Genomic DNA, 23,146 nt, shown 5'->3' on the forward strand with positions numbered 1-23,146 from the left:
TATAAATTATATTAATATCGAACCCAGCTCAGACCAATGGTACCTTCTCCCGCATGCACTCCTACACAGGCACTTAGTGGGATAACAATTACCTTAAGGTTAGGGAATTCCTGCAGGATTTCTTCTCTCCACGTTTGAGCATCCTTTTTGTTGTTGCAGTTGATTACTGCAACTTCTGGAACTTCTGCTATTTTCATATCTTTTCGAAGGCGTCCCATTACATAGTTTTTAGCTCTTTTAGTAGCACGTACTTTTTCTGTCGGGACGGTTTTTCCATTATCAAAGGAAATAACCACTTTTATATTTAATAGATTGCTAAGAAACGCTGCTGTGCCGGAAACGCGACCACTTTTATGAAGCTGAGTCAAGCTAGATGGAATGAAGGATAACTCAGAGTTATTTGTCATATTTTCTATATGAGCTACAACTTCCTCTACGCCTCGGCCTTCTTCTAACAAGCTTTTCCCAACCTCTAGCATTTTGACCATTGGATAAGAGCCTATTTTCGAGTCAATGGAATATACTTTGAAATTGGCCATTTTAGAAGCGGTTTGTGAGCTGTGGTAGGTGCCAGACAAACCGCTTGATGTATGGACGGCAACTGCACAATCATATCCTTCTGCTTTTAGGTCTTCATATAGTTGTACCATTTCACCAATTGGAGGCTGAGAGGTCTTTGGATGAACTTTAGCATTTCTTAATTTGTCATAGAATTCATCATGTGTCATATCAATCGTTTCTTTGAATGCACCCTCTTCAAAAACAATATTTAACGGTAAGACATGTATATTATGTTTTTCAATAAATGATTGTTCCAATAAAGCGGCAGTATCAGTGATCCAAGCAACTTTTTTATTCACAGTTGATAATCTCCTTAATAAAAATAATTTGTTAGCGATAATGTAACGCAGATGAATACATATCAATAGTGTTACTTGTCATGTTTTGTCGAAATTTCGGGAACTGGAACATATTTTGAACATATTTAGAGGAGGTGAAATGTTGAAGTATTTATTACCGTATTCTCTACATAATTTAATGCAAGTATATCTACAGCAATTAAATACACATTTGCCTATGAATTTAATAGAAGGAGTCTATTTGTATGGCTCCGTTGCTTTAGACGCTTTTGATGAGAGGAAGAGTGATATAGACTTTATCGTTTTATTAAATCGACAGGTAAATGAGAAAGAGATAGAAATGATAAAGGATCTTCATACTCAATTGTCTAAAGAGGAATTAGGTTCTCGGATGGACGGTATGTATATCCAAGCAACTGACCTTAGTAAGGGGAACGAAACAATGCAACCTTATCCTTTTTGTGCGGATGGCGTTGTTAGAGTTGGGCATTGGGACATTAATCATGTGACTTGGTGGGTGTTAAAGGAGCATGGAATTACATTGCAGGGAACAGATATTCAAGAGTTAAAGATTTCTACTGAATGGGAGGACGTCTTAGGGACGTTAAAATACAATATTAATCAATATTGGTATGAGAAAACAAAAGAAATACCAGATTCAGTGACTGACGAGGTGGTGGAGTTTGTTACAGCTACTATTTGCAGAATTCTTTATTCACTCGAATATCAGCAGATCATTTCAAAAAAAGAAGCACTGAGAAAAGGGTTAAGTATGCTGCCAAATGTTTGGCATCCTTTAATACAAGAAGGGATGAGAATTCGTACATTAGAGCAATCTCCTTCGCTATTTGCAACAGAAAGCTCACGTGCAGAAGCTTGTCGAGATTTAATATTGTACGCACATGAACTTTGTAATGCACACTATTTTCAGGAGGTATAGAAATGGAAATTAGAAGATTAATAGGTGATGATGCAGAGGCATATTGGCAGCTAAGGCTTGAGGCACTGCAAAATAACCCCGAAGCATTTGGTACTAGTTATGAAGAAGCTATTCAAAGAGAAAATCCAATTGAACGAGTAAGAAGCAATTTTCAAGTAAATGAGAATTATACGTTCGGTGCATTTGAGGGAGATAAATTAATCGGTATGGTTACTCTTTTACAGGAGAGTGGCTCAAAAATGAAGCATAGAGCAAATATATTTGCGATGTATGTTAGTCCACACGGGAGAAGAAAAGGTGCCGGTAAGTCCTTAATGGAGCAGGCGATTAAACAGGCAAGAGAAACTAATGAAATTGAAAAGATTAATCTCTCCGTAGTATCTAGTAATGAGTCTGCAAAAAATTTATACCTGCAGCTAGGATTTAAAGTATTTGGAACAGAAGAAATGGCTTTAAAGGAAAGAGATGTTTATTACGAGGAACATCATATGACCCTTATATTAAAATAAAGGAGAGATAGTATGGAGGAAAAGACAAGTAAACAAAAGGATAATACCAAGCTGCCTATGATACAAACACCAATACGTTCTATTTTTGAAAAGTTTTCTAGAGAAAAGGATGCTTCTTTAATATACGGGGAACCAATCATTATGGACAATAAACGGATTCTGCCAGTAGCCAAAGTGAACTACTTCGTAGGTGGAGGAGGAGGTGGTGGATTTACAGACGAGCAAAATGCTAGTGGTCAAGGAGAAGGAGCAGGTGGTGTATTTTCGATTAAACCAGTTGGAGTTTATGAAATCACCGAGGAAAATGTAAAATTCAAGCCTATACTTCCGATTAATCAATTACTTACTGTGTTCTCCATTATCACCTTAGGTCTTGCCTTCCTATTAAAGAAAAGTCGAAAATAAGTTCTTTAAATAGCTTAATAGAAAAACGCTACCTTTTAAATTTAGTGGGTAGCGTTTTTTCTATTCTTTAACCATTGAACAAGCGTTAGCAATAGCATGGCAAAAATTGCGCCACTTGTATCTAATAGAACATCCTGAAAGAGTGCAGATCGTCCACTCGTAAAGGATTGATGGAATTCATCTGCTGCTCCTAGAAAAAAGGTAATCAGTATGGCCAACAGCTTTCTGTACTTTTTTTTCGGTAAAGCAATATAAATGGCTAATCCAATCAAACCAAAATAAAAAAAGTGCGTTCCTTTTCTAATGATAAATTCAACAAATGCATAGTAGCCACGTTCCTCGACAGAGACATAAAATCCCCAATATGGAATATGAAATAAAGACAAAAAGGATTCCAATGGCTTGTTGGGAAGCCAGTTTTTAAGCACAGTCTCTAAAGACTGCTGCTCGGAAGTTTGACCCGAAGCAATAAATACAAAGAGAATTAAAAGTAATAGTGGGATATATTTTTTCATATAAAAACAGTAGCATAAACTGAACAAGAAACAAACTAATTACAAGTTTTAACACTAGATAACCATTTCTACCCCAAAATGATACGCTATGGTACACTTACGATAAGTGAATAATTTATTGCAGGGAAAAGGTGCTGACTTGTCAGCTTAATTGGGAATTCGGTGAAAAACCGAAGCTGTATCCGCAACTGTAAATGCTAATGAAATAAGAAAAATACCACTGTCGGCTAGAAGTCGATGGGAAGGTTCTTAGAGTAAAATGATGCATGAGCCAGGAGACCAGCCTTTTCTTGAACGTATAAATACTCTTCGGAAGTTAAGGGGTTGTACGGCACGTGTCTATTTTTTCGATTGAATTTATAAAACGATAAATAGTATTGCGCCGCCCTTTTTGGGGTGGCGTTTTTTGTGCTGTAAGAGGTCGAGTATTGTATTGCATATGTTCACATTTACTAGGAAGGGAGGGGAAAAAGGTGAAAAAGGACATGCGTTATATTTGTTATCCGTTTATGAGAGAGAAGCCTTCTACAGTAGACTTTGAGATTCGAACGGACTCACTGACGACACGTATCGGCTTGGCTGCTTCTTTAACAAAAGATATTCCAAGAGTATATGAGGACCTTATGTATTTGGCCCCGATGGCATACCACTTAAATGGGTCTGTCAGAGGGAAGCTCGCGATCCATGAAGAAGATTTACAGATCCTCAGCGATATGTACGATTCCTACGTAAGCGAAGTAGAAGGAAGAGTAGATATATTCGTACTTCCACAAGGTTCAACGGCTGCTTGTGAGTTGCACGTATGTCGAAGTGAAGCAAAAAAGTCGGTCAGAGCTTTACATAAAGTCTCTTTAGAAAGAGAAGTACCTGAGATTTTATTTGATTACACGCAGCTATTAGCAAATGTATTGTTTGCAATGGCGGTATATGTAAATAAGTATCATGGAGTTGACGAGATTCAATTTGTCAGTAAATCATATCCCATGAGAAAAAAGAAAGAATTGGGGGATTAACATATGAATAAACAATTAAGAAATTGGTTAGCGGTACTAATACTTTCTATCTTACTTGTAGGCTGCCAAGAGGCTGAAAAGAATACAGCTGTTGAAACAGATTCTGTACAAGAAGTAAAGGAATACACTGTAACGGACGATATGGGGAACGAAATTACATTTGAAGAAGTTCCCGACACGGTTGTGTCTCTACAACCAAGCAACACAGAAATTCTATTTGCCCTTGGCGTGGGAGATAAAATAGTGGGAGCTACAGAGTATGATACCTATCCAGAAGAAGCACTGGAAATTGAAAGAATTTCCGATTCTATGAGCTTTAATGCAGAACGGATTTTAGAGATAAGCCCAGATGTAGTGATAGCGTATACCACCGGTTCTGAGGAAGAGCTTAAAATGTTGGAAGATGCGGGTTTAGACGTTTTTGTCATTCAATCGGCACTGTCATTTGAAGACGTCTATGGTGATATTGAACAGTTGGCCGCAGTAATGGGAGTTGAGGATAAAGGAATAAACCTTGTTAACTCTATTAAAACTACTATTCAAAGTGTTGAGGACAAAGTATCGGGTGTAGCTAATCAGAAACAAGTTTATTTTGAGATAAGCCCCTCTCCTGAAATTTTTACAACTGGTAAAAATACGTTTCAACAAGAAGTTTTAAATAATGCTTCTGTTGTGAATATTTTTGGAGACCAAGAGGGGTGGATTAAATTATCTGAGGAAGATGTCATTAAGAAAAATCCTCCGATTATCTTAACTACTGTAAATTATGTAGAAGATCCAGTTGGTGAGATTAAGGCTCGTCCAGGCTGGAACCGGCTAGAGGCTGTACAAAACAACGCCATCTTCCAATTAGATTCGGACATAATGTCTCGCCCTGGTCCACGAATTGGTGAAGCTGTGGAACTAGTAGCTAAAACCGTTTATCCAGAATTATTTAAATAAAGTAAAGGATGGTCTCGTTTTGAGGAGGCCATCTTCTTTTATTTTAAAACAGGTACCTTGCAATGGATAATAGTGTTATGGTATAGTACTATTTAATGAATAGTACCGAGGAGGAGTTAGAAGTGACAGCAAACGTTTATATTGAGACATTAGAAAAACAGCTATATATTTTAAATGCTAAGGAGCGCCAAGCGGTTGTTCGAGATTTCCAAAAATATTTTTGTGACTTGTTAAGAGAGGGAAAATCCGAGCAAGCAATAATAGAATCATTAGGAGCACCATCGTATATAGCAAGGGAACTACTTAAGGCTTACTCCGAAGAGGAAATGATCGTAACAGAAGTGGCATATGAAAGTGCATATATATAAAATGCTACAAAGGCTAGTTACCCTTTGTAGCATGACTTCATTGACAAGTTTTAACTGGTTCATTGGGAATCCAAATTTTACAGTTTGAATCTGATAAATCCCCGTCTGTATAAACTTTCATCTCTGGTGTGTTGCCTATATCACTAACCCCTATCCCATCACACAAACTCCAAGAGGCCCTTTTATTTCTTCGTTATTTAAAGAAATAAAGAGCAAATGTATATTAACACATGCAAAAAGCCGCCTATTAGAATTTGGCGGCTTTTTGCATTAGATATTTTTTTTAGTTACTGTTTCTTTGTCTTCTATTTTAAATTCTTCTGCAACATCGTCTACTATATCTTTAGTTGAGCTTTTAAATTCTTTTAACGTCTCTCCAATTGCTCTACCCAATTGAGGTAATTTTTTCGGACCGAACACGATTAAAGCAATAATTAATATAATGATTAAACCTGGTATTCCGATATTTGGCATTATAATCTCTCCTATACTGTTTCTGTATATTCTCATGTGTTTTTTCAATAGTAGTTAATCATACATAAAATTGGTTGTTTTGTATCAATAACACATTATACTCCTACGTTTAAATTTGTAAATAATTTAGTTTTAAAAATAATCTAAGCGTTTTGAACTGGAAAAGTCTCTTCGTTATAAAAGTAGCCTTAATCCCTTCTGCAAAAATTTAATTATATAAATATAATCTTATCGTTTATTTATCCAGGAAATACTAATTAATTTATGCCCATAATACAAAGGTTTTTCTATTATTCTGCATTAATTATAAAAATTTAATGTTTTTTCAGAATAAAATTATATTTTTATAATCGAAATAAATATCTAGTTTTTAAGAAATAAAAGGAGTAGACTGTAAAACGGTTGTTTTGTTTTGTATAAAAATTACATTTTCATAGTTGTGTGAACTATGTTAAAGGAGAATAAAAGTGACGCAATATAACTTAGAAGAATTAAAACTGTTGAATCAAGTAATTTTTGCTTTATTTATAGTAGCAGATTTAGCTCTTGGCCTCTTTTACTATAATAACGAGTTTCCTTGGTTCGCGTTAATAGGTTCAAGTATTGGACTAGCTATAATTGTTCTTTGCTGGACTGGAAAAAAATATATATACTTTGTCTCATTTTTATTGGTTTATACGATCTTATTCTCATTAATTTATAACTGGCATGTAGTTTTTCATTAATTAGAATATTTTTAACTAATTGTTTACCTAAATAAATAGTTTAACCTATTTTTCAACTAATTTACATTGGAGGTCATATTATGTCAGAACAGGAAAACAAGACTACATACTTAGATAAACGTTCATCTAGACGTACTTTTATCAAAAACTCTGGATTAACAGTTGGTGGAGTTGTACTAGGTGGAGCACTCGGTTCTTTACTAGGGAAAGACTCAACATCTAAAACTAACGAGACTGGGGTTCATTCAGCAGCTGCTGGGGTTAACTACAACCAAGCACTGATGTATTTTGACAAGGCACAATTTGATACGATAGAGGCTGCAGCAGAGCAAATTTTCCCTAAAACTGAGGTAGGACCCGGTGCTAAAGAATTACTTGTTGCATATTATATCGATCACCAACTCGCGGGAAGCTTTGGTCTGAACTCAAAAGAATATATGACCGGTCCTTTCTTCCCAGGAGAAGCAGTTCCACAGCAAGGGTACCAAACACATTTGAATCGTCAGCAAGTGTTTAACCTTGGAATTACAGCTTTAAATACAGAGGCTGCAAAGAAATCCGATGATAAACCTAAATTCGCTACTTTAACAGAAGAACAACAAATCGAAATCTTAAAAGATTTTGAAGCTGATAAGGTTAAATTAAATGGAGCTGTTAGTGCATCCTTTTTCTTCTCTTTACTTAGAAAAGTAACAATTGAAGGAGTATATGCTGACCCTATGTACGGCGGTAACAAAGATATGGCTGGTTGGAAGATGAAGAATTTCCCTGGACATCAATCAAGTTATACTAATGTATTAGAAAAAGATGAATTCGTGAAAATAGATCCTATGAGCTTAAACTCTCAGCATCAACACTAATAAACACCAATAGAAAGGGTGAACAACTTTGGCAACTAAATTACCAAAAACAGATATAGTTTTAGTAGGGGTAGGCTGGGTAGGCGGTATTATCGCAGCAGAACTTACAAAAAAAGGATACAAAGTAGTAGGTATAGAGCGTGGTAAAGAACGTTCGACTGAAGATTACTTTATGGCTCATGATGAACTACGTTACGCAGAGCGTAAAGAAATGATGCAAGATCTTTCTAAAGAAACGATTACATTCCGTCACAATATGACACAACGAGCATTACCTTACCGTGAATGGGGTAGCTTCCTAATCGGAGAAGGAACAGGTGGTTCAGGAGAGCATTGGAATGGTCAAACTTACCGCTTCCTTCCATACGATTTCGAAATCTATTCAGAAACTGTTAAACGTTACGGAAAAGGTAAAATCCCTAAAGGGATGATGCTTCAAGACTGGGGTATAACATACGAAGAGTTAGAACCATACTTCGATAAATTTGACGCTATGACGGGTATTAGCGGTGAGGAGAATCCACTACCTGGCTCTCCACAAATAAAATACCCTAACCCGCCAATGCTGGAAACACCTGCTATAAAATTATTCAAAAGTGCAGCGAAAGAGCTTGGTTATCATCCATACCATATGCCTTCTAACAATTTATCGCAATCTTATACTAATCCAGATGGCGTTTCTCGTGGCGCTTGTCAATATTGCGGTTTTTGTGAGCGTTTTGGTTGCGAATATGGAGCAAAAGCTTCACCAGTAGTTACAGTATTACCTGTAGCTAAAGAAACTGGTAACTTCGAAGTACGTACTCATTCTGTTGTACGTAAAGTTCTACACACTAATGGAAAAGCTACTGGCGTGTTATACGTTGATATACGTACTGGTGAAGAGTTTATCCAAGAGGCAGATGTAGTTGTAGTATCAGCTTATCAAATGAACAATATTAAACTATTATTAAACTCTCAACTTGGCCGTCCATATGATCCAGTTACTGGTACAGGTGTCATTGGTAGAAACTATGCATACCAAACAATTCTAGGGACTGCTGTAGGTTTCTTTGATAAAGAGTTCAATTTATACGGTGGTGCAGGATCTCTAGGAGCACAAATTGATGACTTTAACGGAGACTTCTTTGATCATACTGACTTAGATTTCTTACATGGTGCGACAATTCAAATTACCCAATTAGGGGATCGTCCTATTGCCAACAATCAGATTCCAGCAGGCGTTCCAACTTGGGGGAAAGAATTTAAAGATGCTTCTGTTACAAATGCAAACCGTGTTCTTATTGTTAAAGCACAAGGAGCTTCCCTTCCTTGGCAAGATAATTACATCGATCAAGATCCAACGTATAAAGATGCATTCGGTGATCCATTACTTCGTATGACGTTTAATTGGAAAGATCAAGACCGTCAGCTAATGAAGTTTATGGGCGAAAAATCAGCTGAGATCATGAAAAAAATGGGTGCAAAAGATATCAAAATTAATGGCCTCGAAGTCGGAGATTACGATATTCGTAACTACCAATCTACTCATAATACTGGTGGAGTAATTATGGGCTCTAATCCAGAAACAAGTGCTTTAAACAGCTATCTACAAATGTGGGATTGTGAAAACGTATTTGTACCTGGTGCAAGTGCTTTTGCTCAAAACTCAGGTTACAACCCAACTGGTACAGTTGGAGCACTAGCATATCGTGCTGCGGAAGGTATTGAAAAATACTTAAAAACTGGCGGATTATTAGTTTAAAATCGAGAAGCTTCTATATAAAGAAATAATATTTGCTTAAACTTAACAAATAATTTTTACTCATAGAATTAGCCAACAACTTAAAAACTGCTATCTTCTTTCCATCAAAAGAAGGTAGCAGTTTTTTAATATATGGATTCATCCACAAACTTTTAACTACTCTTTTGGATTTCTAAGAAGCTTGCACAGTTTGTGTAAATTTCAGGCTGTTCATTATGAACCGAATTTTTGTGGGTTCCTTGGACTGTTTAATCTGCCAAGATTGCTTCTACTATTTCTTTAGGACGAACATCAAGAGTAGATAAATCCTTGAGGTCGATCCAAATCGGTTCATATTTTCCTTTTTCTTTAGAAGTGCTTACATATTCATCTCCACCTCCGGATCCAAACGTACCGCTTACAATATCAGCTAAATAATAATATTGAGTTCCGCTATATGGTAGTACTTTAAAAAGTCTTTGGATGCGAACATGTACCCCTAGCTCCTCATATGTCTCACGAATAGCTGCCTCCTCAGGGGTTTCTCCATTCTCGATACCTCCACCCGGAAATACATAGTAGGTGGTATAAGGCTTAGTCCTTTTGATCAGTGCAACTCGTCCTTGTTCTAAAATAATAGTGGCTCCTCGATTTCTCATCTTATTCCCCCCTTCACCTATTTTTAAGAAAATTATAACAATAAATTAATGGAAATATGTAAAGAGTTCTTTACATTGGAGAAATTTTTGATTATTCTGTATGTAAAGATATATTTACATTGTAAGCAAGGAGGAAGTAAATGGCAAAGGTCATTAATCATATAAGAGAAATCCGTTTAAAAAAGGGGATAACACAGATTCAAATGGCGGGTGATTTACAAATTACCAGACAAACCATTACAGCGATTGAAAACAATAAATACAATCCCAGCTTAGAGCTTGCACTTAAACTAGTACGTTATTTTGATGTACCTATTGAAGAATTATTTTATCTAGAGGAGGAATAAGGATGAAGAAGGGCTATGAGATCCTATTGTATGGAATAATTAGTGGATGTATCATTGGTGGCTCGTTTTTAGGGGTGTATATCTCGGGTAAAGAGGAGGGCATCTTCGATTGGGGGCTTTTCTTGCCAATGTTAGCTGGAGCATTAGGGGGCTTTTCTGTCTTTTTGCTTTATGCATGGTGGCGACAAAAACGTATAGGAAATGTACCGGATATGGATGAACGCACAACTGTGATGATGAAGAATTATTTTTCTACTGTACTTTATTTTGTCCTCTTCGGTACAGGGGCCATATTATTAATATTATTTGCGCTTGGTGTTGAAACAATAGAAATAGGAATACTCATTATTTATATGATGATCCTATTTATGTTAATTGGTATTGGTACTTTTATAATCAAGAAGATTTGAGGGACATAGAAAGGGTATTATAAAGGTAGTTTATAAGGTCTATAAAGCGTATGCAGTATAAATTGACTAAGAAGGGATGTTAAGAAATGGTTCATGTTTTATTTGTCTGTCTAGGTAATATTTGTCGTTCTCCCATGGCGGAGGCTGTATTTAAGCATCTAGTAGCAAAGGAAAAATTAGAAGCGAGTATTCGAGTAGATTCAGCTGCTACAAGTGAGTGGCATATTGGAGCCCCGCCACATCCAGGGACAATAGCCAAGCTAAAAGAATATGACATTTCGACAGAGGGTATATCCGGACGTCAGCTACAAAAAGAAGATTTTGAAGAATTTGACTATATTGTTGGTATGGATGAAAATAATATTAAAGATATACGACAAATGCTTGGTCAACCTGATCATCCCAAAATTATTCGTTTTTTAGATTTGACTGAGCACAAGAAAGATGTACCTGATCCTTATTTCACTGGTGATTTTCAGGAAACCTATGATTTGGTTTTAGAGGGCTGTGATGCACTTCTAGGCAAAGTTAAACTTGATTATAAAGAGCAACTGTAGCAAGAGGGGGAATAAAAGTGGAGTATGAATATTTTCATGGGGTACCGGACAAACAGACGCTTTCTGGTGTTTTGGAGCTACATAAGCATGTATTTGACGGCTCAGACTTGGCAACAGAAAAGTTAAAAGAAAAAAACAATTTAATCCTGTTTGTAGCAAAGGATGGAGACCGTGTAGTAGGATTTAAAATTGGCTATGACTACGGAAATCGCACCTTTTATAGCTGGCTGGGCGGTGTTCACAAGGATTATCGTGGAAAAGGAATAGCGAAAGAGCTGATGTGCAGACAGCATGAACTTGTTAAGTCAATGGGGTACACAAAAGCCCGTACCATCTCAAGAAATGAAAAAAGAGAAATGCTAATTTTAAATATAAAGTTTGGGTTTGATATTAAAGAAACATTTATAAGTAATAAAGGTACGCATAAAATTGTGCTAGAAAAAATGCTATAGGGAGGAAACTAAATGACGGATTGCTTAGGCTGTATGTTAGCGAATAAAAAACAAGAGATATTTGTTATATTTGAGAATGATCATATTACCTGCTTTTTAGACCATGAACCCTTTAATAATGGGCATGTGCTTATACTTCCAAAAAGGCATTATGAGGATGTGGATGACCTAGATGTTGAGGTAGCCTATTCGATCATGGATGCATCAAGGCTAATCTCTAAGGCTATCAAAAGATTATATGCCCCAGATGGGATTACAATCTGTCAAAATGGAGGAGTCTTTAGTGAATTGAATCATTATCATATGCATGTTGTACCAAGGTATGAAGGTCAACAATTTGCAGAGTTTTATCAAGATGAGCCACTCGTACGTAATTTAGAAAGCATGCAAACTGTTACAGCTAAACTTAGAGACTCTGTTCGGAACGTTATAGCAGAAGGTTAATAAAATAATTGGCTGAAAGAGTCTTGTCCGGAGAATGGAAAGACTCTTTTTTAGCTTATGGAATGGTTATTGTATAGTTAGGTCTAACGAAGATATTCTCCTCGACTTAAAGGTATCTTAGTGTGAAGTGAATGGAAGTTAATGTATTAATTTTTGCTACTTACAAGGAATCTAATGTATAATAACACAGTAGAATTCTAGAGTACGAAAACAATAGGAGAAAGAGAGTGGGACTTTATGGGTCGTAAATGGAATAATATCAAGGAAAAGAAAGCTTCCAAGGATGCGAATACTAGTCGTATTTATGCCAAATTTGGTCGTGAAATATACGTTGCAGCAAGACAAGGTGAACCTGATCCCGTCTCCAATCAAGCGTTAAAGGTTGTATTAGAGCGTGCGAAAACTTACAGTGTACCAAAACATATTATTGATAAAGCAATTGAAAAAGCAAAAGGTGGATCTGAGGAAAGCTATGACGAGCTTCGCTATGAAGGATTTGGTCCAGGTGGATCAATGGTTATCGTAGATGCATTAACAAATAACGTAAATCGTACTGCTTCTGATGTGCGTGCTGCATTTGGTAAAAATGGCGGCAACATGGGAGTTAGTGGTTCCGTATCTTACATGTTTGATGCAACAGCAGTTATTGGGTTAGAAGGAAAAACAGCTGACGAGGTATTAGAAATCCTAATGGAGGCTGATGTGGATGCTCGTGACATCTTGGAAGAAGACGACGCGGTCATCGTATACGCTGAGCCAGATCAATTCCATGTGGTGCAAGAAGCTTTAAGAGCAGCAGGAGTTGAGGAATTTACAATTTCTGAGCTTACAATGCTTGCTCAAAACGACATTGCATTGGATGCAGATGCACAAGCACAATTTGAAAAAATGATTGATGCTATTGAAGACTTAGAGGACGTTCAGCAAGTTTATCACAATGTAGAATTAGCTTAATGATATACAGAGGAAATCTTCACTTCAGGAAACTGGAGTGAGGATTTTTTGTGATATGGACTTTCTACAAAGTATATGAAACCCAAAGACAAATCATTTAGCTGAATGGATAAAAGTGACACCTGGGCTAAGCGTTTATCAAGGCAAGAAGAATCCTATTAAATTTTTTAAAGGGAGAAACTGTTGGAATTATGGAGCGTCTAATTGGTAAAAGGGAGAGAAAAGAGAATGAGGAAATCCTACATTTGTGCATTAATCCTGCTGTTAGGTAGCTTCTTCATCCTAAGCCCAGCTATGGCAAGCTGGGCTTATCAGTTTGTAGTTTGGGATGGTGACGTGTATATAATTACAGAAGAAAACGTAGAGAAAATAGGCAAGGAGATTGGACATGTAACAAAATACTCAGATAGAGAAGGAACGTATTCAGGTAATTTTTCTAATACATTTCCTAAAGGGACTAAGTATTATGAAATAGTGGAAGTAAATCCAGAGGAAGCTATTGCTGTTGAATCAGAAGTAGGGATATACGTGAAAGCAAATAGTGACGGAGAGTATGCGGGAAGTAAGAAGAACAATTGGAATACAATATCCGTTTCTTTCATTGGAGGGGTACTCCTTGTTCTCTTCATAGCTATTGCTATAACGTATGGCCTTGGAAAGAAAGGGAAAACCAATCGTGGATAAACCAGTTCTGGTCACCGTAACTCATGATCCAGATGGTGAAGAGTGAAGAAACTCTTTGTGCTTTGGGTAATCGTTAATGTCAAAATAAAAAAAGAGTAGAACTGTGACCATGAAATAGTTCTTCTCTTTTTTTTTATTAATGGGCAGCAGAGTTATTTCTCCGATATTTCCATTGCTGATATTGGAAACGAAAGAAGCAACCTATACAAAACCCTAAGATAGCCACAAATGCTGCTAAGCCAACCATGACGGTTGCAATATTAAATAAAATGCTCCACTTTAGGAAAAAGCTAATGCTAGCTACAACTAAAAAGCCAACTGCAAGCCATTGGTTAAATCTTAGCTGATCATAATCCTCTTGGATATATTCACTACCAGGTTTCTTTAAAAATCTTTTTGCTATAACTAAGATAGGGTGGAATCCAATTAATAAACTGGATAGATTAGCGATTAATGGTATAAGTAGAATCCATGATGATTGAGTAAGAAGCGCTATGACTACGGAGGTTACTATTGACCACTGATTGACCATAACAAGGGGTTTTGGAATTGTCTTCATCTTAAAACCTACTTTTCTGATTGGATTTATATTATTATATGTTGATTTTCAGTTAATGTAAATTAATTAAGAACTAAATGACCTATTTCCCGGGAAATCGACATATTTTTTGAAAAGTGTCTGAGAAATAACTAGTCAATAAATTAAAAGACGTGAAATCAACAACAACTTGATTTTCACGTCCTTATTTCTTTTTAAATCATCTCTCTTATTGTTTGGTAGGGAGACGGCGACGAGGAGATTGAAGCCGTGCCCTCGGAAAGCTTCTGTCGTAACAGAAAACATACATTTTATTTTGAGGAGTGTTACGTCACATCCTCTTTTGTGTTATTTGGTTTTTAACTGATTAATCTTTTGGGTCAGTAAATTAAATTGCTCATCTAACTCGGCATATTTGGAATCCTTAGGAAGAAGGTAGCTTAACTGACCTAAAATGGCGAGACGCTCTGTTTCTAAAGTGAGGAGAATTTTTTCGACTTCATTTTCCTCTTCTCTATGGAGCCACTTATTGTAAGTCATCTCGACTTTCTGGACTTTCTTATTTTCAAATATAAGTAGCTTGTTGGTTAGCTTTTCTAAAAAATAACGATCATGAGTTACAAGTAAAATAGTACCTGGATAAGTGGAAAGAGTTTTTTCTAGCTGCTCTCGAGAGGGTAAATCGAGATGATTTGTAGGTTCATCTAAAATAAGTACATCTTTTTGATCTAACATGAACTCCATTAACTTGAGTTTTACCCTTTCACCCATACTCATAGTAGAAATGGGACGTAGCCAATGGTCCTTTGAAAATCCCAAGTTGGTCATCAGAGTTTGAATGATTCCTCTTGTTTCGAAATCTGTAGTTGCAAAAAAGTCAGAGGGGGTCTGCTCATTCGGAAGGTCGAATACAGTTTGTCGTAAATAGCCGATATTCATCGAATCCGTTTTCCAAAGCTCACCGTCAAAGGGTTCCTCTCCTATAAGCATCCGGAAGAAGGTTGTTTTACCACTTCCATTAGCACCTATAATACCAACGCGTTCATTTGATTGAATAGTAAAGGAGGTATCTTGGAAAAGAGTTTTGGCATTAAAGGATTTGCTTAAATTTTTGGCTTCTAGAATGCGTTTTCCCTTTTTCTTATTCCCATCAATAGAGAAGTTGACTTCCTTTTCCTCTACTGGACGATCTACCCGATGCTTAGAAAGCTCTAGCTCTAGTCGTTTTTGTTTAGAGCGGATTTGAACATCCTTTTTCTTTGCCTTCATTCGGAAATATTCTTTGTAGCCATCCTTCTTTGTCGAATCAGCATGAGCCTTATTAGTCCATTTTTTTAACTCTGCAATTTGTTTTTCTACGAGTTGTACTTTCGATTGTTGCGCGTTATATTCTCTCTGTTGAGTATGGATTATTTCTTCTTTTCTTTTGCGGTAGGTAGAATAGTTTCCTTTGTAAGGAGTTAGTTTTTGATATTCAATTTCCCATATATAATTTGATACTTGGTCTAAAAAGTAACGGTCATGAGAGACTAAAATAATGGTTCCTGGATAGGTAGCTATTTGCTCCTTTAAAAAGGATAGACTGCTTTGGTCTAAATGATTAGTAGGCTCATCAAGTAATAGTAAGTGAGACCTTTCTGCAAAAACTTTAGCTAGTCTTTTTTTCATTTTTTCTCCGCCGCTTAAACTATTATAAGAAAGGGTACGGGGAACAGACCACTTGCTCATATAAGTCCATTCATCCTTCTCCACTTCAGTTGAAAAGAAATTCTCGTCCTCTTGCTTGCAGTAGCTAATGGTCGGAGGAGCTCCTATCCATTCGATTTGTCCAGAAGAGGAGGGAGCTTCGCCTGAAAGGACGGATAGAAGCGAAGATTTGCCTTCACCATTTCTTCCTACAATACCTATTACAGCACCTAAAGGTATATCCGTTTTTATATTTTTAATAATTTCTTTATGACCATGTGTAATGCTTAGATTTACTATTCTTCCTTGTATTGTCATAACATTTCCTCCCTGCCGGAGAGACTAAAAAATCCCTCCGAGTATAGACGGAAGGATTCTGCTGCCATTTAAATGTACGACAAAAAATAACTACAAAATGTTTGCAGTATTCATTGATCTGATTTGAAAAATGGGCAGACTCATCCTATTTCCGTTTTAGCTAAAAATATTTTTCTGCGTTAAGCAGCAATATTAAGCGAGAAATAAGATTATAAAATCATAGTCCACCCATCGTCCCTTCGATATTAGTTACTAATTAATATAACATATTCTTCTGAAAATTAAAGGGTTAATTAATACAGTGCTTGACTAGACCTTGGACTTTCCATTTCAAGTTCATCGTCTGTTCTTCTTTTTTGTATGAACCAAATTCCTATGATAAGCACGAGTCCAATCCCACTACTTAAAACCTCAGGAACAATAAGCATTAACCCGGCTACAAATAAGACAGATCGCTCCCAAAACCTTGAATATCTGATGAAATAGCCAATCATAGAGCTGCTTACCGCAACCATCCCAATTAAAGCACCAGCCAAGGATAGTATCAGACTGACCAGTTCCACATCCACCATAACTAAAATGGGATTATAGATAAAGATATATGGAACGATAAAGGCTGCTATGGCTAGTTTGACTGCATTTAAACCTGTTTTAAAGGGGTTTGCCCCTGCAATACCTGCCCCCGCATAAGCTGCAAGACAGACAGGAGGAGTGATATCCGCAACTATTCCGAAATAGAATACAAACATATGAGCAGCAATTGGAGCTACCCCGAATTCATTTATTAAAACTGGAGCCGCAATAGTAGCTGTAACTACGTAGTTTGCTGTAGTAGGTAATCCCATTCCTAAGATAATACAAGCTATCATAGTGAATATGAGAGCAAGAATTAGATAACCATTGGATAGGGCCACCACTCCTGCAGCAAATTTGGAGCCAAGGCCTGTCATACTTACAATGCCAGCTATAATTCCAGCTGTAGCAACCGCTGCTATAACTGGAAGAGCAACTCTTGTACCTTGCTCTAAAACGTGTATTGTCTTTTTAAAGGACATTCTTGTTTCTTTTCGTATTAAGCTCACTAGAAAGGCAGCGATTATTCCAAACAGTGCAGCACGTTGCGGAGTAAAACCGTAAATAATGGTTCCTGTAATTACGAAAAGTGGTAAAAGCATATACCAATTCCGTTTCATTGTCTTTGTAAAAGAGGGTAATTGTGACTTAGGTAATCCATGTATCTTCAGTTTTTTTGCCTCAAAATGAGTGCCGATAAAAATACCTGTAAAATAAAGAATAGCTGGAATAATAGCCGCCAACATAATAGCCCCGTAGGATACACCTAAAATCTCCATCATAATAAATGCTGCTGCACCCATCATAGGAGGCATAATTTGACCGCCGGTAGATGAAGCAGCTTCAGTTGCACCAGCAAATTCTGGCTTGAATCCTGCTTTCTTCATCATAGGAATGGTGAAGGACCCTGTTGCCACCGTATTACCAACGGAGCTCCCTGAAATAGTTCCTTGCAGTGCACTCGCTACAACTGCTGTTTTTGCTGTACCGCCTGTATATCTTCCTGTTAAGGAAAAGGCTAAATCATTGAAGAATTTCCCTACATTTGTTTGTACGAGCATTACGCCAAAAAATAGAAAGAGGAATATGAACTTTGCTGAAATTTGAACTGGGGTGCCGAAGATTCCACTTTCCTTGTACCAAAGTGCAGTAGCGGTTCGCTCAATCGAAAATCCAGGATGTGAAAGGATTTGAGTAGGGACAAAATTTCCGAAGATAGCATAAAGTATGGCTACTAAAGCCACTATGACGATTGGCAAACCAACCGTTCTTCTGGTCGCTTCCAGGACGAGAAAAATCCCAAGGATGGAGATAATTACATCAGGTATGCTATATCCGGAAATTCTGCTCTGTAAAATTGAATCAAAAAAGAATATTTTATGATAGGTCACATACATCGCAGTAAAGGCAAGTACAATGTCATACCAGGGGATATTTTTTTGTGTTTTTAGCAAATCTCTTTTAAATGGGTACAACAGAAAAATAACTCCGAGAGCAGTTCCTACATGGACGGCTCCTTGTTTTTGAGTGGGTAAAGTTCCATAGTAGGCAGTATATAGATGGAATACGGTTAAGGCTACACCTAAAAAGGTAACGACCCATGCCCACTTTCCAATATTTGTTCGGAATTGATTTTCTTTATCGTATTTTTCCAATATTTCTTGCGCATTTACAGGTTGCTGATCTTTCATTGCCTCACCTCATCTTTAACTGGATTTATTTATACATCGATTTTATTTTACATCGTCTAAGCTTTTAATATCGGAGCTTTCACGTGTAACAATTTGAATAACCTCTGGATAAATATGACCAATAAAAGCGGCGTTCGGAACCTCATGTCCTTCAAATGCAGCCTCACCATTTACTGCTTGTAATGCTGGCACATGTACAGACATACCTAAATCCATGTTTCCATCTCGAATACTGGATAGATTTTCTACGGATGCTCCAGTTTCTGTATTCGTTAAGTTAAATCCTTCTATATGTTTGTTCCAAATGCTTGCCATCTCTCCACCTAGTGGATAATAAGTGCCGCCTTGGCTTCCGGTGCCTAGTATAAAATCATTTTTTCGATTGCTTTTATCAGCAGTCAGCTCAGCAACCGGATTGTCTACAGTAAGACCCTGTTCCTCATAGTAACGTTTAGCTCCAGGATGAATTGGAAGCCCCTCAGCTCCATTTAGCGCATTTTCTAAAATCATTTGTTTTGCCTGAGCATGTGTATTTTCATTGGCATTTTCAATCATGATCTTAGTTAGCTCATACCCAAGTTCTTCATCAATCGTATCCGTACTTCCCATTAAAATGGCGTACGCTGTAACCGTTTCTACATCGGAATCCAAAAAGTCGTATGTGTCCTTAGGTATAGTGTGACGTCTATAGCCACTATTCTCTTCGATATAAGAAATTGCATCATCAGATAAGCTCATCATTACTACATCTCCGGCAGAATTCTGCAAGCTCTCAATACTAGCAGCAGGGAGGCCAAGAATACCAATAGAAATATCAATATTTCCATCCTGAACACCATCAGCAGCATCTCCGAATCCTTCCTGATAAGCCTTGTAATCATCGTCTGTAATTCCATATGCATCTAAAATTAGCTTAGAAACAGAGTTAGTTTCACTAGCAGGTGGCCCAATTGCAATATTTGGCTTACCCCCACTACATCCAGCCATAAACAATGCTAAAACTGTGATAAACAAAATAATGCTAAAACTTTTCTTCTTCATTTTCTCTCCCCCCAAAGGATTATTATCATCTCAATGACAGCGTTTTCAAAATTAAAAACAACAATATAATTGTCATTTTAAGTAGATGATTATTAATATTATACTTTTAATCTAAAATTTTACAACTAAATATCAGTATTTTCAGATATTTAAGGTTTGATTACAGAGAGATTGCAGGTGCCAGGCACCTGCAATCTCTCTGTAATCATTCTGGGTGCGTGTGTTTGTTTGTATTTATAGAAGGAGTTAATTAATTATTTCAAAATGTATTTAAATTCGTGATTTTTAATAAAAATTACTGTACAATAAGCACATATTTGAGGAGGTAATGAGAACATGAAACAGTTAGATGCACATGAGATTATTTCTTACATTCAACACGCAAAGAAATCCACACAAGTGAAGGTATACATAAAGGGAAATGGTATTGACCAACTTTCTTTTGGGGAAAATACAAAAGTTTTTGGACAAGGAAATTCTCTTATTCTATTTGGAGAATGGTCGGAAATTCAACCTACTTTAGAACAGCATAAGGATCAAATCGAAGATGTAGTAGTAGAAAATGAGAGCAGAAATTCTGCTATTCCACTATTAGATTTAAAAGGGATAAATGCAAGAATTGAACCAGGTGCTGTTATCCGTGATCAAGTGAGCATTGGGGATAATGCGATTATCATGCTTGGTGCAGTGATTAATATCGGAGCTGTAATAGGTAAAGGAACAATGATCGACATGGGAGCAATCCTTGGTGGCCGTGCGACGGTTGGAGACAATTGTCATATCGGAGCTGGAGCAGTGCTTGCAGGTGTTATAGAGCCACCTTCTGCTACTCCGGTAATTATTGAAGACGACGTATTAATCGGTGCGAATGCCGTAGTCCTAGAGGGATGCCGTGTTGGTAAAGGAGCAGTTGTTGCAGCTGGAGCAGTTGTTACGAAAGATGTGCCACCGTATACAGTTGTTGCTGGTACCCCTGCAAAAGTGATTAAGGATATCGATGCACAAACAAAATCGAAAACAGAAATCATGCAAGAACTACGTCAAATTTAAGAAGGTGACATATGAAGGCCTTACTTGATATTCGTCGCGATTTGCATCGTATACCGGAGCTTGGCTTTGAAGAAGTGAAAACGCAGGCATATCTTTTAGAGCAGATAGGATCCCTTCGACAGGATCGGTTAACGACTATTACATGGAAAACAGGAATTGTAGTGAAAGTAGAAGGGCTTCAACCAACTCAAACGATTGGCTGGAGAGCTGATATTGATGGTCTGCCAATCAAAGAAGCTACAGAGGTTAAATTTTCTTCCGAGCATCCAGGGAAAATGCATGCATGTGGTCATGATATGCATATGACTGTTGCACTTGGCTTGCTAGAAAAAATAGTAGATACACCAATAAACGATCATATGGTGTTCTTGTTTCAGCCAGCAGAGGAAAGCCCAGGTGGTGCTCTTCCGATGCTTAACTGGCTAAGGGAAGAGCATCCTGAGCTAGTTCCTAACAAGATATTTGCTTATCACGTAGCACCGGAGTATCCAGTTGGGACAATCGCTACTCGACCTGGCCTCCTATTTGCCAATACGTCAGAGCTCTACATTGACTTAATAGGGAAGGAAGGGCATGCTGCCTACCCCCATCAAGCAAGGGATATGTCAATCGCAGCAGCAACTCTTTTGCTACAGCTACAATCCATCGTGAGCCGTACAATTAACCCAATGAAGCCTGCAGTATTAACTATTGGTAAATTTACATCTGGTACTGTACAAAATATTATTTCAGGTCATGCCCGTCTTGAAGGAACGATTCGTACGATGGATGCTACTACGATGGCATTAATAAAAGAAAAGATAGAGGCTTTTTGCCATGCTACTGAAATCGCATTTGAGTGTGAGGTAAAAATTGATTATGGATCATCCTATTATCAGGTGTATAACAATCATGACATTACCAATGATTTTCTTGCTTTTGCTGAGCAGCATCAAGCAACTAATGCCATTCATTGTGATGCAGCGATGACAGGTGAAGATTTTGGATATTTTTTAAAAGACATACCAGGCATGTTATTCTGGGCGGGTGTCGATTCTCCTTTTGGTCTTCATCATGCAAAGATGAACCCAAGTGAAGAGCTATTAGACTATCTTGTCCCTTTTGTGGATCAGTACTTTAGAACACTTACAAGCAATTAAACAAGAAAAGCGGAACCGCCTATGTCTGCCCCGACAGGCAAATGGAGAAAAGCGAGGAGGCAGTTCCTTAGCCACCGGAGCTTTTAACCATTTGACCCCGAGGGGCAAGGCGGTGGAGCTAGACATCAAGAAAAGCGGAACCGCCTATCCCTGCCCCGACAGGCAAATGGGAAAATGCGAGGAGGCAGTACCTCAGCCACCGCAAACGCTCTTGTTTGCGACGAGCTTGCGCAGGAGCAGTATTTTCCCATTTGATCCCGAGGGGCAAGGCGCCGAAGTTATACATCAATCTATCCACAGGTGCAGAATTCAATAATTTTTTTAATAACGTAAAAGACAGAGATACTTACTCTCTGTCCTTTTTTATAAAATTTTGTAGAAACCACTTCTAGCTCTTTGGAACACTATTAATGTACCAAACAAATATATTTAAGAAAGCTGGTGTGTTATGAGTAATATTATTAGTTATTACAATCAATTTGACGAGTGGGGGAGACTGGAAAGGGAACCGATTGAATTTCAAGTGAATTGGCACTACATAAGTACGTACCTGCCTCCTAATGGGAACGTCCTTGATAATGGTGCAGGCCCGGGAAAATATGCGATGAAGCTGGCTCTGGAAGGATTCAATGTGACTCTAACGGATTTAACTCCCAAACTAGTGGAAATAGCGAGAGAAAAGGCAGAAGAATTTAATCTAAAAGGTCGCTTCACCGATTTCCTAGTGGCGGATGCAAGAGACTTATCCAAAATCCAAGATGAGCAATTTGATGCTTCTCTTATGCTAGGCCCAATGTATCATATACAGGGAGAAGCCGATCGTATAAAAGCAATCCAGGAATTACATAGAGTAACTAAAAAAGACGGTCTTGTTTTTGTTGCCTTTATGCCGAGAGTTAAACACTTATTAACCTCCTTGACACACCCAGAGAACTGGAAACCGCATGACCAAATGGACAACATCCTTCAATTCAATCAAACCGGCTGCTTTGATCATCAGGAGACTGGACGTTTTACTGGAGCCTATTATTATAATATCGATGAGATAAATCCTTTTATGGAATCAAACGGATTTCAAGGTTTGGAATTGATTGGCTCTAACGTGGCTGCAACATTGAACAAGGAAAGCTGGGACTACTGGAAGGAAAAAGGGGAGCAGGAATATGAAAAACTAATTAACCTGCTAATTGAAAAAGCCAGCGACCCTTATATGCTAGGGGTCTCATCTCACCTGCTGTACATTGGAGTAAAAAAGTAAAAAAGAGCGTG

The 23,146-nt window shown here is 37.5% G+C and carries 27 protein-coding genes and 1 riboswitch; of the genes, 19 read left to right on the plus strand and 8 right to left on the minus strand.

Annotated elements, in window-relative coordinates; genetic code table 11:
* Nucleotides 1-11: 11 nt before the first annotated feature.
* A complete protein-coding gene (locus HF876_RS02160; RefSeq protein WP_169358406.1) occupies nt 12-860 on the minus strand; it encodes a DegV family protein in 849 nt (282 codons plus the stop codon).
* Between the two features lie 142 nt (nt 861-1,002).
* On the opposite strand from HF876_RS02160, the gene HF876_RS02165 reads away from it, so the two are divergent.
* Genes HF876_RS02165 through HF876_RS02175 form a run of 3 tightly spaced genes read left to right on the plus strand, consistent with a single transcriptional unit; the run spans nt 1,003 to nt 2,714 of the window.
* A complete protein-coding gene (locus HF876_RS02165) occupies nt 1,003-1,800 on the plus strand; it encodes a nucleotidyltransferase domain-containing protein (protein WP_205963969.1) in 798 nt (265 codons plus the stop codon).
* A 2-nt stretch (nt 1,801-1,802) separates the two neighbouring features.
* Nucleotides 1,803-2,309, plus strand: a complete 507-nt coding sequence (locus tag HF876_RS02170) for a GNAT family N-acetyltransferase (protein ID WP_169358408.1) — start codon at nt 1,803-1,805, stop codon at nt 2,307-2,309.
* A 12-nt stretch (nt 2,310-2,321) separates the two neighbouring features.
* Nucleotides 2,322-2,714, plus strand: coding sequence for a GerW family sporulation protein (locus HF876_RS02175; RefSeq protein ID WP_169358409.1), 393 nt, complete (start codon nt 2,322-2,324; stop codon nt 2,712-2,714).
* Between the two features lie 41 nt (nt 2,715-2,755).
* On the opposite strand, the gene HF876_RS02180 is transcribed toward HF876_RS02175, so the two are convergent.
* On the minus strand, nt 2,756-3,229 hold the full coding sequence (locus HF876_RS02180) for a VanZ family protein (RefSeq protein ID WP_169358410.1): 474 nt from the start codon (nt 3,227-3,229) through the stop codon (nt 2,756-2,758).
* 112 nt (nt 3,230-3,341) lie between these two features.
* Nucleotides 3,342-3,531: riboswitch (cobalamin riboswitch) on the plus strand.
* Nucleotides 3,532-3,702: 171 nt separating this feature from the next.
* Here HF876_RS02180 and HF876_RS02185 point away from each other — a divergent pair.
* From HF876_RS02185 to HF876_RS02195, 3 genes are all read left to right on the plus strand, one after another.
* Nucleotides 3,703-4,242 (plus strand): hypothetical protein, encoded by a 540-nt coding sequence (locus HF876_RS02185; protein WP_169358411.1) that lies wholly within the window; start codon nt 3,703-3,705, stop codon nt 4,240-4,242.
* Nucleotides 4,243-4,245: 3 nt separating this feature from the next.
* Complete coding sequence (locus HF876_RS02190) at nt 4,246-5,184, plus strand: ABC transporter substrate-binding protein (RefSeq protein WP_169358412.1); 939 nt, start codon at nt 4,246-4,248, stop codon at nt 5,182-5,184.
* Nucleotides 5,185-5,306: 122 nt separating this feature from the next.
* On the plus strand, nt 5,307-5,552 hold the full coding sequence (locus tag HF876_RS02195) for an HAAS signaling domain-containing protein (RefSeq protein ID WP_169358413.1): 246 nt from the start codon (nt 5,307-5,309) through the stop codon (nt 5,550-5,552).
* A gap of 270 nt (nt 5,553-5,822) precedes the next feature.
* Here HF876_RS02195 and tatA read toward each other — a convergent pair whose 3' ends face one another.
* On the minus strand, nt 5,823-6,029 hold the full coding sequence (gene tatA, locus HF876_RS02200; protein ID WP_169358520.1) for a twin-arginine translocase TatA/TatE family subunit: 207 nt from the start codon (nt 6,027-6,029) through the stop codon (nt 5,823-5,825).
* Between the two features lie 464 nt (nt 6,030-6,493).
* Between tatA and HF876_RS02205 the strand changes: the two genes are divergently transcribed.
* The 3 genes from HF876_RS02205 (at nt 6,494) to HF876_RS02215 (ending at nt 9,355) form a co-directional block, all read left to right on the plus strand.
* Nucleotides 6,494-6,751 carry a hypothetical protein gene (locus HF876_RS02205; RefSeq protein WP_169358414.1) on the plus strand — a complete coding sequence of 86 codons (258 nt, stop codon included), beginning with the start codon at nt 6,494-6,496 and terminating at the stop codon, nt 6,749-6,751.
* 80 nt (nt 6,752-6,831) lie between these two features.
* Entirely contained in the window at nt 6,832-7,611 is a 780-nt protein-coding gene (locus HF876_RS02210) for a gluconate 2-dehydrogenase subunit 3 family protein (protein ID WP_169358415.1), read from the plus strand.
* Between the two features lie 28 nt (nt 7,612-7,639).
* Complete coding sequence (locus HF876_RS02215; RefSeq protein WP_169358416.1) at nt 7,640-9,355, plus strand: GMC family oxidoreductase; 1,716 nt, start codon at nt 7,640-7,642, stop codon at nt 9,353-9,355.
* 248 nt (nt 9,356-9,603) lie between these two features.
* Here HF876_RS02215 and HF876_RS02220 read toward each other — a convergent pair whose 3' ends face one another.
* Nucleotides 9,604-9,993, minus strand: coding sequence for an NUDIX hydrolase (locus HF876_RS02220; protein ID WP_169358417.1), 390 nt, complete (start codon nt 9,991-9,993; stop codon nt 9,604-9,606).
* A 140-nt stretch (nt 9,994-10,133) separates the two neighbouring features.
* On the opposite strand from HF876_RS02220, the gene HF876_RS02225 reads away from it, so the two are divergent.
* From HF876_RS02225 to HF876_RS18740, 7 genes are all read left to right on the plus strand, one after another.
* Nucleotides 10,134-10,340, plus strand: a complete 207-nt coding sequence (locus HF876_RS02225; RefSeq protein ID WP_169358418.1) for a helix-turn-helix transcriptional regulator — start codon at nt 10,134-10,136, stop codon at nt 10,338-10,340.
* A 2-nt stretch (nt 10,341-10,342) separates the two neighbouring features.
* Entirely contained in the window at nt 10,343-10,750 is a 408-nt protein-coding gene (locus HF876_RS02230; RefSeq protein ID WP_169358419.1) for a hypothetical protein, read from the plus strand.
* An 86-nt stretch (nt 10,751-10,836) separates the two neighbouring features.
* A complete protein-coding gene (locus HF876_RS02235; protein WP_169358420.1) occupies nt 10,837-11,307 on the plus strand; it encodes a low molecular weight protein-tyrosine-phosphatase in 471 nt (156 codons plus the stop codon).
* A gap of 17 nt (nt 11,308-11,324) precedes the next feature.
* Entirely contained in the window at nt 11,325-11,759 is a 435-nt protein-coding gene (locus tag HF876_RS02240) for a GNAT family N-acetyltransferase (protein WP_169358421.1), read from the plus strand.
* A gap of 12 nt (nt 11,760-11,771) precedes the next feature.
* On the plus strand, nt 11,772-12,203 hold the full coding sequence (locus HF876_RS02245; RefSeq protein WP_169358422.1) for an HIT family protein: 432 nt from the start codon (nt 11,772-11,774) through the stop codon (nt 12,201-12,203).
* Between the two features lie 237 nt (nt 12,204-12,440).
* Nucleotides 12,441-13,157: a YebC/PmpR family DNA-binding transcriptional regulator gene (locus HF876_RS02250; protein WP_169358423.1), complete on the plus strand. Its 717-nt coding sequence runs from the start codon at nt 12,441-12,443 to the stop codon at nt 13,155-13,157.
* 228 nt (nt 13,158-13,385) lie between these two features.
* Entirely contained in the window at nt 13,386-13,841 is a 456-nt protein-coding gene (locus HF876_RS18740) for a hypothetical protein (RefSeq protein WP_205963971.1), read from the plus strand.
* A gap of 136 nt (nt 13,842-13,977) precedes the next feature.
* Here the strand turns inward: HF876_RS18740 and HF876_RS02260 are convergent, their stop codons facing one another.
* From HF876_RS02260 to HF876_RS02275, 4 genes are all read right to left on the minus strand, one after another.
* Nucleotides 13,978-14,400 (minus strand): DUF4395 domain-containing protein, encoded by a 423-nt coding sequence (locus HF876_RS02260; RefSeq protein ID WP_169358424.1) that lies wholly within the window; start codon nt 14,398-14,400, stop codon nt 13,978-13,980.
* Between the two features lie 327 nt (nt 14,401-14,727).
* Nucleotides 14,728-16,383: a ribosomal protection-like ABC-F family protein gene (gene abc-f / locus HF876_RS02265; RefSeq protein WP_169358425.1), complete on the minus strand. Its 1,656-nt coding sequence runs from the start codon at nt 16,381-16,383 to the stop codon at nt 14,728-14,730.
* A 293-nt stretch (nt 16,384-16,676) separates the two neighbouring features.
* The gene (locus tag HF876_RS02270) at nt 16,677-18,647 is read right to left on the minus strand and encodes a TRAP transporter permease (RefSeq protein ID WP_169358426.1); all 1,971 of its coding nucleotides are present in this window, start codon (nt 18,645-18,647) and stop codon (nt 16,677-16,679) included.
* A 42-nt stretch (nt 18,648-18,689) separates the two neighbouring features.
* Entirely contained in the window at nt 18,690-19,688 is a 999-nt protein-coding gene (locus tag HF876_RS02275) for a TAXI family TRAP transporter solute-binding subunit (RefSeq protein WP_169358427.1), read from the minus strand.
* 336 nt (nt 19,689-20,024) lie between these two features.
* Here HF876_RS02275 and dapD point away from each other — a divergent pair, with 336 nt between their 5' ends.
* From dapD to HF876_RS02290, 3 genes are all read left to right on the plus strand, one after another.
* Nucleotides 20,025-20,738, plus strand: coding sequence for a 2,3,4,5-tetrahydropyridine-2,6-dicarboxylate N-acetyltransferase (dapD, locus tag HF876_RS02280; protein ID WP_169358428.1), 714 nt, complete (start codon nt 20,025-20,027; stop codon nt 20,736-20,738).
* 11 nt (nt 20,739-20,749) lie between these two features.
* Nucleotides 20,750-21,877 carry an N-acetyldiaminopimelate deacetylase gene (locus HF876_RS02285; RefSeq protein ID WP_169358429.1) on the plus strand — a complete coding sequence of 376 codons (1,128 nt, stop codon included), beginning with the start codon at nt 20,750-20,752 and terminating at the stop codon, nt 21,875-21,877.
* Between the two features lie 448 nt (nt 21,878-22,325).
* Nucleotides 22,326-23,135 (plus strand): class I SAM-dependent methyltransferase, encoded by an 810-nt coding sequence (locus tag HF876_RS02290; protein ID WP_169358430.1) that lies wholly within the window; start codon nt 22,326-22,328, stop codon nt 23,133-23,135.
* The last annotated feature ends 11 nt before the right edge of the window (nt 23,136-23,146 follow it).

It is taken from the genome of Psychrobacillus sp. BL-248-WT-3 (assembly GCF_012843435.1).
Lineage (GTDB): Bacteria > Bacillota > Bacilli > Bacillales_A > Planococcaceae > Psychrobacillus.

Coding starts and splice junctions, on each gene's coding strand:
- HF876_RS02170 (WP_169358408.1), top strand. CDS start 1,803: ATGGAAATTAGAAGATTAATAGGTGATGATGCAGAGGCATATTGGCAG.
- HF876_RS02175 (WP_169358409.1), top strand. CDS start 2,322: ATGGAGGAAAAGACAAGTAAACAAAAGGATAATACCAAGCTGCCTATG.
- HF876_RS02180 (WP_169358410.1), bottom strand. CDS start 3,229: ATGAAAAAATATATCCCACTATTACTTTTAATTCTCTTTGTATTTATT.
- HF876_RS02190 (WP_169358412.1), top strand. CDS start 4,246: ATGAATAAACAATTAAGAAATTGGTTAGCGGTACTAATACTTTCTATC.
- HF876_RS02210 (WP_169358415.1), top strand. CDS start 6,832: ATGTCAGAACAGGAAAACAAGACTACATACTTAGATAAACGTTCATCT.
- HF876_RS02220 (WP_169358417.1), bottom strand. CDS start 9,993: ATGAGAAATCGAGGAGCCACTATTATTTTAGAACAAGGACGAGTTGCA.
- HF876_RS02225 (WP_169358418.1), top strand. CDS start 10,134: ATGGCAAAGGTCATTAATCATATAAGAGAAATCCGTTTAAAAAAGGGG.
- HF876_RS02230 (WP_169358419.1), top strand. CDS start 10,343: ATGAAGAAGGGCTATGAGATCCTATTGTATGGAATAATTAGTGGATGT.
- HF876_RS02235 (WP_169358420.1), top strand. CDS start 10,837: ATGGTTCATGTTTTATTTGTCTGTCTAGGTAATATTTGTCGTTCTCCC.
- HF876_RS02245 (WP_169358422.1), top strand. CDS start 11,772: ATGACGGATTGCTTAGGCTGTATGTTAGCGAATAAAAAACAAGAGATA.
- HF876_RS02250 (WP_169358423.1), top strand. CDS start 12,441: ATGGGTCGTAAATGGAATAATATCAAGGAAAAGAAAGCTTCCAAGGAT.
- HF876_RS18740 (WP_205963971.1), top strand. CDS start 13,386: ATGAGGAAATCCTACATTTGTGCATTAATCCTGCTGTTAGGTAGCTTC.
- HF876_RS02260 (WP_169358424.1), bottom strand. CDS start 14,400: ATGAAGACAATTCCAAAACCCCTTGTTATGGTCAATCAGTGGTCAATA.
- abc-f (WP_169358425.1), bottom strand. CDS start 16,383: ATGACAATACAAGGAAGAATAGTAAATCTAAGCATTACACATGGTCAT.
- HF876_RS02270 (WP_169358426.1), bottom strand. CDS start 18,647: ATGAAAGATCAGCAACCTGTAAATGCGCAAGAAATATTGGAAAAATAC.
- HF876_RS02275 (WP_169358427.1), bottom strand. CDS start 19,688: ATGAAGAAGAAAAGTTTTAGCATTATTTTGTTTATCACAGTTTTAGCA.
- dapD (WP_169358428.1), top strand. CDS start 20,025: ATGAAACAGTTAGATGCACATGAGATTATTTCTTACATTCAACACGCA.
- HF876_RS02285 (WP_169358429.1), top strand. CDS start 20,750: ATGAAGGCCTTACTTGATATTCGTCGCGATTTGCATCGTATACCGGAG.
- HF876_RS02290 (WP_169358430.1), top strand. CDS start 22,326: ATGAGTAATATTATTAGTTATTACAATCAATTTGACGAGTGGGGGAGA.